At 44.9% G+C, this 9553-nt stretch carries 8 protein-coding genes and 1 pseudogene; 7 read left to right on the top strand and 2 right to left on the bottom strand.

The window, feature by feature from the left end:
* Positions 1-55: 55 nt before the first annotated feature.
* Entirely contained in the window at positions 56-433 is a 378-nt protein-coding gene (locus QUA16_RS32635; RefSeq protein WP_333108457.1) for an RNase A-like domain-containing protein, read from the bottom strand.
* A 370-nt stretch (positions 434-803) separates the two neighbouring features.
* On the opposite strand from QUA16_RS32635, the gene rfbF reads away from it, so the two are divergent.
* The 6 genes and pseudogenes from rfbF (at position 804) to QUA16_RS32605 (ending at position 7218) form a co-directional block, all read left to right on the top strand.
* Positions 804-1577 (top strand): glucose-1-phosphate cytidylyltransferase, encoded by a 774-nt coding sequence (gene rfbF / locus QUA16_RS32630; RefSeq protein ID WP_333108456.1) that lies wholly within the window; start codon positions 804-806, stop codon positions 1575-1577.
* Between the two features lie 204 nt (positions 1578-1781).
* Positions 1782-2846 (top strand): acyl-CoA dehydrogenase family protein, encoded by a 1065-nt coding sequence (locus QUA16_RS32625; RefSeq protein WP_333108455.1) that lies wholly within the window; start codon positions 1782-1784, stop codon positions 2844-2846.
* Between the two features lie 201 nt (positions 2847-3047).
* Positions 3048-4242, top strand: a pseudogene (locus QUA16_RS32620) (RNA-guided endonuclease InsQ/TnpB family protein).
* A 147-nt stretch (positions 4243-4389) separates the two neighbouring features.
* Positions 4390-5121, top strand: a complete 732-nt coding sequence (locus tag QUA16_RS32615; RefSeq protein ID WP_333108454.1) for a cyclase family protein — start codon at positions 4390-4392, stop codon at positions 5119-5121.
* A gap of 250 nt (positions 5122-5371) precedes the next feature.
* Positions 5372-6118 (top strand): DUF1995 family protein, encoded by a 747-nt coding sequence (locus tag QUA16_RS32610; protein ID WP_333108453.1) that lies wholly within the window; start codon positions 5372-5374, stop codon positions 6116-6118.
* Between the two features lie 329 nt (positions 6119-6447).
* Positions 6448-7218, top strand: a complete 771-nt coding sequence (locus QUA16_RS32605) for a metallophosphoesterase family protein (protein ID WP_333108452.1) — start codon at positions 6448-6450, stop codon at positions 7216-7218.
* A gap of 305 nt (positions 7219-7523) precedes the next feature.
* Here QUA16_RS32605 and QUA16_RS32600 read toward each other — a convergent pair whose 3' ends face one another.
* The gene (locus QUA16_RS32600) at positions 7524-8375 is read right to left on the bottom strand and encodes a M48 family metallopeptidase (RefSeq protein ID WP_333108450.1); all 852 of its coding nucleotides are present in this window, start codon (positions 8373-8375) and stop codon (positions 7524-7526) included.
* Between the two features lie 369 nt (positions 8376-8744).
* Here QUA16_RS32600 and QUA16_RS32595 point away from each other — a divergent pair, with 369 nt between their 5' ends.
* Complete coding sequence (locus QUA16_RS32595) at positions 8745-9269, top strand: DUF4330 domain-containing protein (protein ID WP_333108449.1); 525 nt, start codon at positions 8745-8747, stop codon at positions 9267-9269.
* Positions 9270-9553: the final 284 nt, after the last annotated feature.

Here is a 9553-nt window from a genome sequence, read left to right as displayed (position 1 = left end):
TTAATTGGGTCAACAGGTAAAAAATGAGTAAAATTACTCATTGACAATAGTGCTTTTAGCTTAACTTGTGAGTAATGATCGCACTTTGATTTCTGTTCATTGCTTCTGCAATAGCCGCTTCGGCGACGGAACGATCAGTAAAAGAAGATGCGGCAGGAATTCTCGTTTCGCTTGCGAGTCGCTGTGCTAGTTGTGCTTCTGTTTTACCCACGTGTCTCTCTAAAGTGTGTCCTCCTGCTGATTCGTGAAAGTCTAATCCGCCGCCCGGTATGTTGGGTACAAAAGCTATGGTGGTTTGTGGTATGGTTGAGATTTTCGGTGCAACAACCGTGGCGTAAACACCAGGTATAGCAGATTGGAATAATATAATTATGCAGGCGATCGCACACAGAATACCTAAAAACTTTTTTAGGCGATCGAGTTGATTTTTCATTGCTGCTTAATCTCTTCCTTATATTTAGTAGAGGTGTTGGCTTTGTTTGTCTATTTCCTAATCTACCATTCGTAAGTTAGAAATTAATTGCGCGCCCCATTTAAATATACGGTGTGCAGTGCGCGACCTACGGTTAAGTAGAAATTGCCCGCAATATTTAAATACATGGTTCTCCGCGCGCACCCTAGGATTATTCATAAATAGAAGTAAATAGAGGGTGCTCCGTGCCCAGCCTACGATTATTAAGAATAGTTTTTGATTTCTGTGGTTTACAAAGCTTCACTCCCTATGAGAAAAAGTTAATAATTCTTTGAATAAATCACTGATTATTAATGATAGATTAATTGATCATATTTAAAAAATTGAAAAAATGCAAGTAGTTATCCTAGCAGGTGGTCTCGGTACTCGTCTCAGAGAAGAAACAGAATTTCGTCCCAAACCCTTAGTTGAGGTGGGGGGGCATCCAATTATTTGGCACATCATGAAGATATATGCACACTACGGTTTCCAAGACTTTATTGTGTGCTTGGGCTATCGCGGCAACATGATTAAAGAATATTTCCTTAATTATGAAGCCATGAACAATGACTTTACTATCTGTCTGGGACGGCAAAATACGATCACTTATCACGAGGAACATCTCGAACAAGATTTTAAGGTGACACTGGCTGAAACTGGCGCGGCAAGCATGACGGGAGGGCGGGTAAAACGAATCGAAAAATATATCGATCGCGATAATTTCATGGTGACATACGGCGATGGAGTTGCTGATGTCGATATTGACGCCTTGATGGATTTTCACAAGTCTCATGGTAAGCTGGCAACGGTGACTACATTTCGCCCAATTTCTCGCTTTGGAATTTTGGATGTAGACAGCGATAGCCGCGTAGTACAATTTTCCGAGAAACCTCAAATCGACGGCTGGATCAGTATTGGATATATGATATTTAACCGCCGGGTATTTGAGTATTTGGGGGGAGATGATTGTATTTTAGAACAAGAGCCGATGCAGCGTTTGGCGGCAGACGGACAGTTGATGGCTTACCGTCATGAGGGCTTCTTCTTTGCGATGGATACTTTTCGAGAGTACAAGTATTTAAACGAACTTTGGGATGAAGGGAAGGCTCCTTGGAAAGTGTGGTAAAAAGTTAATTGTTGCATTCTCAACAAGCCTTTTATGAACAGGCAAGATGCCCGTTCCACAAGAAATTTACTTTGTGTGGAACAGGCATCTTGCCTGTTAAGCGAGAAGGGTGAAAAATATGAGGAAATAAGTTAGTTTGGGGGCAGATTTTTAGGCGGGTTCACAAGAATTTAGAGAAAAATAACTATAAAATAATTATAAAAAATGGCTCCCCAAGATATTCTCTACAGCACAGAAACTTACCTGCAAAAGTGCGTTTCACCCCACGCGGAAATTATCGACAGCGACTCGGAAGCGCTGAAAACAGCAGTTGCGGGATTGGAAGATCGATCGCTCTTAGCATTGCGAGTTCCCCAAAAATGGGGCGGTGCCGAAATTGCACCGGAGATTTTTTACCAATATCAGGAATTGACGGCTCGATATTCCGGCGCTTTGTCTTTCCTGCAAACTCAGCACCACAGCGCCACTGCTATGCTTGCCAACAGCGACAATGAAATGCTAAAAAGTAGATACTTGCCCGCGATCGCCCAAAAAGAGTTACGCTTGGGTATTGGGTTTTCGCATTTGAGGCGATCGGGCAATCCGGCAGTCACCGCAACTCCCACAAAAGATGGCTATTTACTGTCAGGAAAAGTTCCTTGGATAACAGGTTTTGGCTTGTTTCAAAAGTTTATTGTAGCGGCGGTGCTTCCTGACGAACGCGCTGTTTTCGGTTTAGTGCCTTTTGCCAATATTGAACGCGAATCCGGTAAAATAGCTTGTAGCGAAATCATGCAATTAATCGCCATGAACTCGACTAATACTGTGACAGCCACTCTCGATAATTGGTGGCTGCATGAATCGGAAATAATTTCACTTAAACCTGTCGGCTGGATGTCGGAAAACGACACCAAAAACATACTGAATTTTGTTCCGGGTACTTTTGGCTGTATTCGAGCGGGATTGGATGTAATTGCAGCAGCAGCGGCTGCTAAAAATTCACCTTTTATAACGGCGGCTTGCCAAAAACTAGAGCAAAAGCTCGATCGGCTAAAACAGAATTTCCCACAATCTCAACATAGCTCCAAAGCAGAACAATTAGCGCTGCGAGCTCAAGCCATTGATTTAGCGGTGCGTTGCGGGCACGCTGCGGTTGCAGTTTCTAGTGGCGCTGCTAACGGTGCGGTACACCCAGCCGGGAGAGTTTATCGAGAAGCTTTGGTGTATACTGTTTCCGGGCAAACAAAGGATGTGATGGAAGCAACACTCGATCGACTAATCGAATTTTAGATTGTAGATTGTAGATTTTAGATTGAGAGTGCAGACGGTCAAAAAATCAACCAGGTTTAATAAATAATCAATCTACTTTACCAACAAACTGGGTCTAAAGCCCCGTCCTTATAGGACGGCTTTAATTACAAGGAATATGAAGTCTTGTTAAATATACAGACTTGAAAGTAAAAGTTTTCGCAAAAGTGATAAACTATTGCAATGATTGTTTTAGAGTTTAAGTTAAAAGGCAAAGCGGAGCAATATCGAATCATCGACGACATGATTCGGACGGCTCAATTTGTCCGAAACAAAACTCTTAGATATTGGGTAGACAATCAAGGAATTAAGCTAGTAGACCTGTACAAACAATGCGCCGTTATGGCGAAAGAGTTTGAATGGGCAGGCAAACTTAATTCGACAGCACGTCAGGCTTCGGCGGAACGTGCCATTTTTGCTATCCAGCGTTTCTTTGCCAATTGCAAAGCCAAGAAACCAGGGAAAAAAGGATACCCGCAGTTCAAGAAACATACTCGCTCCGTTGAGTACGTGCAATCCGGCTGGGCGCTTTTTAGTGACAAAAGATGCTTGACGCTTAAGGACGGTTTTGCTGCTGGAAAGTTCAAGTTAATCGGTAGTCGGGATTTGCATTTCTACGCACCCGATGAGATTAAGCGGATCAGGGTTGTTCGTCGTGCCGACGGATACTACGCCCAATTCTGTATAAACGTTGAAAGAAAAGAAGAGCTTATTCCCACTGGCAAGGCTATTGGAATAGATGTCGGATTAAACCACTTCTATACCGATAGCGCCGGTGAAACAGTTGCAAATCCTCGGTATCTCCGCAAAAGTGAAAAAGCTTTGAAAAGATTGCAGAAACGAGTCTCTCGAAAAAAGAAAGGTTCTGGCAATCGAAAAAAAGCAATCAATAAGTTAGGAAGAAAACACCTGAAAGTCAGTAGGCAGCGTAAAGACTTCGCCATAAAGACTGCGTTGTGTGCGGTGAAATCTAACGATTTCGTAGCCTAGGTCGAACTTCAGGTGCGGAACATGGTCAAAAACCACAAGCTCGCTAAATCAATCAGCGATGCAGCGTGGTCACTAACTTGATCATTATTTGGAATATTTCGGAAAAGTGTACGGCAAAACAGTCATTGCTGTTCCGCCACAATACACATCTCAAAATTGTTCAAATTGTGGCAATTTAGTTAAAAAAAGCCTGTCAACTCGAACCCATATTTGTAGTTGCGGAACGATACTAGAGCGCGACCACAACGCCGCGAAAAACATTCTGGCAAAAGGGTTGAAGCAGACAGGAATCAATTTAAATACGGTGGGGCACACCGAAATTAACGCTTGGGGACAGAACGATCTCTACTCGCTGGTGGCGACATCAACAAGCAAATCGACTGGATGATCCAAGAATCCCTGCGCCTTCAGGCCAGGGAGTGTCAACTAATGATATCAAATCCATTCGTATCCGAATTATCCATCCCTCTCTTCTCTAACTCTGCGCCCTCTGCGCCCTCTGCGGTTAAATACTTCAAAAACAATCGCCAACAATATGACAAACCAATTAAAGTTAAATAATCTCAAAACGATCGCCTACAGCAAAATTGTAGACTTAACCCATTCAATTCACCCAAATATTCCCATTTGGCCAGGAGATCCAGCGACAGAAATTGCCACAGTATCTCAAATAGAAACAGACGGGTATTTCCTGCGAAAATTCTCAATGGGCGAACACAGCGGCACTCACATCAACGCACCCAACAGCTTTTATGCAGGAGGCGCCAGCATTGATAATTATTCCCCGCAGTCGCTCGTTGTGCCCGCAATTGCGATCGACATCCGAGAGCAAAGTCTTGCCAATCCCGACTACACTTTAACAATTGATGATATATTGACTTGGGAACGGCAGCACAAACTTATAGAACCGGGAAATCTAGTTTTATTGTATACTGGGTGGCAAGAAAAATGGGATAATCAGGAAGCCTTTTTCAACCGAGACGATCGCGGAATTTGCCACTTTCCGGGATTTGGCAAAGCAGCAACTCAATTTTTGCTAGAAGAACGCTCTATCGCGGGAGTTGGAACCGACACTCACGGAGTCGATACCGGGCGAGATGAAAGTTTTGCGGTTAACAAATTGGTATTGGAAAAACAACGAATAGTGCTGGAAAATCTAGCAAATCTCGACTTGTTACCTGCGGCTGACATCACTTTAGTTATCGGAATATTGCGTCTTTTGGGAGGTTCCGGTTCGCCTGTATCGGTGTTAGCTTTTGTTGCTTGAGGCGGTAAAACTTACATATTGTACCATGCTCAAGAACGGGCAAGATGCCCGTTCCACAAAGAGTGAATTTTTTTTGTGGAACAGGCCGAAAAGCCTGTTCCTAAACGGAAAGCCCGATGCCCTTTCCACAAAAAGTGATTTTTTTTTGTGGAACAGGCCGAAAAGCCTGTTCCTAAACAGGTAATTGAGAATGGTGCAATATCTCAGGTAAAATTAGATTGAGAGAAGTCGAGTAAAAACAATTAGATTAATGACAGAACTGCCCAAGGATCTCAACGAGGCGATCGCCCAATCCCGCATTGCCACCGCCGCTGCCCTCTCGGACGGCAAAACTCTACTGCAAGTCGAATTAGTATTTCCAGAAATCGCCCTGCAAGCACAGTCTATCACCCTACAATTCCTCCCAGAATTTGAGGAAATCTACCCCGGAGTAAAAGTATTTTTTCCCGACACCGGTGCGGCAGCCCTCGCGCGCCGCGACTGGGGAGAAACACCGTTTAAAGTCACTGATTTAGGCAGCAGTCGTACTCCTGTTGAAGATAAAATATCACCGGAAGATCAACTTTTCCTTTTGATCAATCCAGCAGCAGTAGAAGTTGCCCAAGTCGAAAAACTTTACATAGCTGCGGCCGGTCGCCCAGTAATTCTACTCAACCCGCGTCTGGAAGATGTTGCCACCATAGGTATAGGCTATGCGGGCCGCCAATTGCGCGATCGATTCCTCAGCAAAATCGAATCCTGCTACTATATCAGACCCCTAGACACTGCTGCTTTATTCCGCTGCTACCCCCAATCCTGGCAAGTGTGGTTGGAAACAAACGACGAATACAAACTAATTTCTGAAACTGCCCAAAAACCAGTCGGAGACGATTTAGAGCGGATTTTAGCCGGTTCTCTCCCAAGCGCCGATCCTGACTCCACCGCACCTGCAAAACCTCTAAAAAAGAAAGGTTTTTTGGCAGAACTCCAGACATTCCTCAAAGCTTTGACTCAGTGACAATCGTTAAGGCTCGATTGTATTTTAGGGTGTGTCAGCTAGGATTATTTTCGACTTAATCCGTCGGCTAATCGCTGATGCACCCTAAAGAGTGAAATAACTCAAAGCTTTGCCTCAGTAACAGCAGTTGCAGAAGCACAATTAACAGCTTGCCTGTGTTTCTACCAGTAGCTACGCAAACAGGTACTGGTGAGCTTTACAGAATCTTTATAAAAAGCACTATAATGGGTGACACCCCTCCACCGTAAAAGAGGGGAGGCAAATAACAGCAAAATCAGATGCTATAAGCTAGAGATGGGGCTTTTGAGTCAGGGAAGCGGATAAACACAATGGAGCACCGGCGCATTGTTATCGGGGACGTACACGGGCATTACGACGGCTTAATGACCCTGCTAGAGGCACTTGCCCCCAGCTCGAACGATCGCGTCTATTTTTTGGGAGACTTAATCGATCGTGGCCCCAAAAGCGCTCAGGTATTAGATTTTGTGCAGCAAAGCCCCTACCAAACTCTGTTGGGCAACCACGAACAACTGATGCTGGAGGCTTTGTCGGGAACGCCGATGGATATGCGAGCGTGGCAATCTTGGCTATACAGCGGCGGCGATGCGACAGTAGCGAGCTACAGAGATACAGGGATGATGCCGTATAAACACTTAGAGTGGCTGCGATCGCTCCCCACGCACCTGGACTTAGGGGACATCTGGCTGGTTCACGCCGGCGTTGACCCCCATCTGTCGATCGATGAACAGTCGATCGAACAACTGTGTTGGATTCGCAGGGAATTTCACACCATGTCGAAACCCTATTTTCCCAATAAATTAATTATCACCGGTCACACGATCACCTTTACCTTTCATGGGGTCAGACCGGGCGAATTAGTCAGGGGCGAAGGGTGGTTGGATATTGACACGGGTGCTTATCATCCCAAAAGCGGCTGGCTGACAGGATTTGACCTCAGCTACCGCAGAGTTTATCAAGTAAATGTATTTAACAATCAAGTCCGAATTTTGCCGTTTGACGAAGTTGTTCGGCAATTGAAGCCTCAGCCGATTGCACCCCCGAAACCTGCGATCGATTCTGTTGTTCAACAGCAGTGTTAAAACAATTTGTAGTTTTAGGGTATGTCAGCTTAAGTCGGATCTCTTAAATCGAAATTAACCTGTTTCTGACGTAACCTAGTAATATTATGTCCGGTGGAGGAACCGCGATTTTTGTAGGGGCCCGTGAGCCAACAATACCTGCCAATAATTGACAATTTCCAAAACCCGCCCCGACCGGGCTATTATGGTTAATCCATCGGACATGATATTACTGGATTTGTTTTTTAACCAACCGCGAAGACGCGAAGATCGCGAAGTAAGAAAAGAGAAGAGAAGAGAAGAGATTGCCTGACTGATTTACATTTCTACGAGCCCAAAAGCCTGCGGATTTCTAGCCTGTAATCCTCATTATTCAAACCTTCACCGCTAGCAAGATCCGGGTCTATCGCCTGCGAGATAGCAGCAATTCGATCGGCAGTTGCCGGGTGAGTGCTCAAAATGCTCGGAGGAGAAGGCTTGTTGAGCAACTTTTTCATAAAATCAACCATCCCAGATTGAGCGTAGCCGGCTCGCCCCATAGTTTGCAATCCCAACTGATCGGCTTCATACTCAGCTTGGCGACTGTGGGGACGCCGCAAAGCCAATTCCACCCCAATCTGAACCGCCTGAGATCGATCGAGTCCAGTGGCAGAAGCTACGCCTGAAGCTATGGCCATTTGACGCATTTGTTTAATCGCGTGGCGAGCATTAATGTGAGCGATTTCGTGGGCGATTACACTTGCCAATTCTGCCTCATTGTCCGCCGCCGTCATCAAACCTTTATTCACATAAACAAAACCGCCCATTGTCGCAAAAGCATTAATATTGTCGTCGTCAATGACTTGAAAAGTATAAGGAATATTCGGGCGAGTGCTTTCTTGAGCGAGTCGTTGACCGATGCGGTTGATATATTCTGTAGTGGCGCGATCGCGGTCAATCTTAAACTCGCTGTTGGTTAACTGCTGATTAATTTGTTTGCCAATAGTCACCTCTTGGCGATCGGACATATTCGACAATTGAATAACTTGAATGCCGCGAAAAATTAGTTCAGGCAAAGAAAATGCTTGAGTCGGTTCCGGGGAAACCACCCAGATACCCGCAGCCACCATCAGGGACAGAAACAGATAAATCCCCCGGCCACAAGTACGCCGGCAAGTCAACCAAAAACTTTTTAACATGATTGATACGTGGGAGAAGTTAGATAAAATTGTACGAAAAACTCGAAAAGTCACTCAATAGGCAGACGCAATTTGAGGCTGCTTAGTTGCTATTCTAGCTTTTTGCCAAATTTTCACCCCCCCACCAGCTTCTGGGCGGCCCGCAGCCCAACCAACCGCCGTCAACTGCCTTCTGGGTTAAGTGCCCCAGTCATGCGGATTTGGGGCGATCGTTGTGGTAATATCTTTTAGCTTCAGGACTTACGCATCAATAAAGTATGTCATTGCCAGCGGTAGCTCAGCAATAGCAGCATCTGTTTTTCATCGATGTCTGTGTAAGTCCTGAGCTTGTAAACATACTCCTGTCGCTATCAGTATAATAGGCGATTTATGAAAATTTTGGATTCTCAAGGCCGGCTGTTCGGCAAACTCAGCATCCTAGACGTAGCTGCAGCTCTAATCGTACTGCTAGTTGCAGTCGGAATCTTCTTCTTTCCCGGCACTTCTGGCGGTTCCGTCGCCCAAGTAGGCACCAGTGTCAAACCTGTAGAAATTGATGCAATTGCGATCGGTCTCAAAGGAACAAACGTTCAAGATTTGTTCAAACCAGGTGATAAAATCAATGTGGTGATCCGCAATCAACCCTCCGGTCAGATTACCATTAAATCTGTCAAAACTCTCACCAGAACCCTAGCAGTTCCTCAGCCCAACGGCACTCTGAAAGCTCTCCCCGATCCCAGAGAAGAAGAATCCTTCAGCAAAAATATGATGTTTACCTTAGAGGGAAAAGGTCAACTTACTGAAAATGGCCCGGTTTTAGGAAATACGAAAGTCAAAATTGGCACTACGCTAGAGCTTGAAGGCAAAAAGTACATTTTCAACGCCAGCGTCATCGACGTGCGAGTAAAAGAGTAGTCAGTAGTCAGTAGTCATTAGTCAGTAGTCAGTAGTCAGTAGTCAGTAGTCATTAGTCATTAGTCATTAGTCAGTAGTCATTAGTCAGTAGTCATTAGTCATTAGTCATTGCTAATGAGGAAGAGGGAATTCATATTCCTTCTTCCTTCTTCCTTCTCTCCGTTACATCCGTTACATCCGTTACAGAATCCGTTGCCGAACTTCCTTCTTCCTTCTTCCTTCTTCCTTCTTCCTTCTTCCTTCTTCCTTCTTCCTTCTTCCTTCTTCCTTCTTCCTTCTTCCTT

Source organism: Microcoleus sp. S13_C3 (genome assembly GCF_036700905.1).
In the GTDB taxonomy this organism is placed as follows: domain Bacteria; phylum Cyanobacteriota; class Cyanobacteriia; order Cyanobacteriales; family Microcoleaceae; genus Microcoleus.
This window is presented reverse-complemented; position numbering and strand designations above follow the sequence as displayed.

Bases quoted from the DNA above. Each gene is read 5' to 3' on its own strand.
- QUA16_RS32610 (WP_333108453.1), top strand. From the start codon at position 5,372: ATGACAGAACTGCCCAAGGATCTCAACGAGGCGATCGCCCAATCCCGC.
- QUA16_RS32635 (WP_333108457.1), bottom strand. From the start codon at position 433: ATGAAAAATCAACTCGATCGCCTAAAAAAGTTTTTAGGTATTCTGTGT.
- QUA16_RS32625 (WP_333108455.1), top strand. From the start codon at position 1,782: ATGGCTCCCCAAGATATTCTCTACAGCACAGAAACTTACCTGCAAAAG.
- rfbF (WP_333108456.1), top strand. From the start codon at position 804: ATGCAAGTAGTTATCCTAGCAGGTGGTCTCGGTACTCGTCTCAGAGAA.
- QUA16_RS32605 (WP_333108452.1), top strand. From the start codon at position 6,448: ATGGAGCACCGGCGCATTGTTATCGGGGACGTACACGGGCATTACGAC.
- QUA16_RS32595 (WP_333108449.1), top strand. From the start codon at position 8,745: ATGAAAATTTTGGATTCTCAAGGCCGGCTGTTCGGCAAACTCAGCATC.
- QUA16_RS32615 (WP_333108454.1), top strand. From the start codon at position 4,390: ATGACAAACCAATTAAAGTTAAATAATCTCAAAACGATCGCCTACAGC.
- QUA16_RS32600 (WP_333108450.1), bottom strand. From the start codon at position 8,375: ATGTTAAAAAGTTTTTGGTTGACTTGCCGGCGTACTTGTGGCCGGGGG.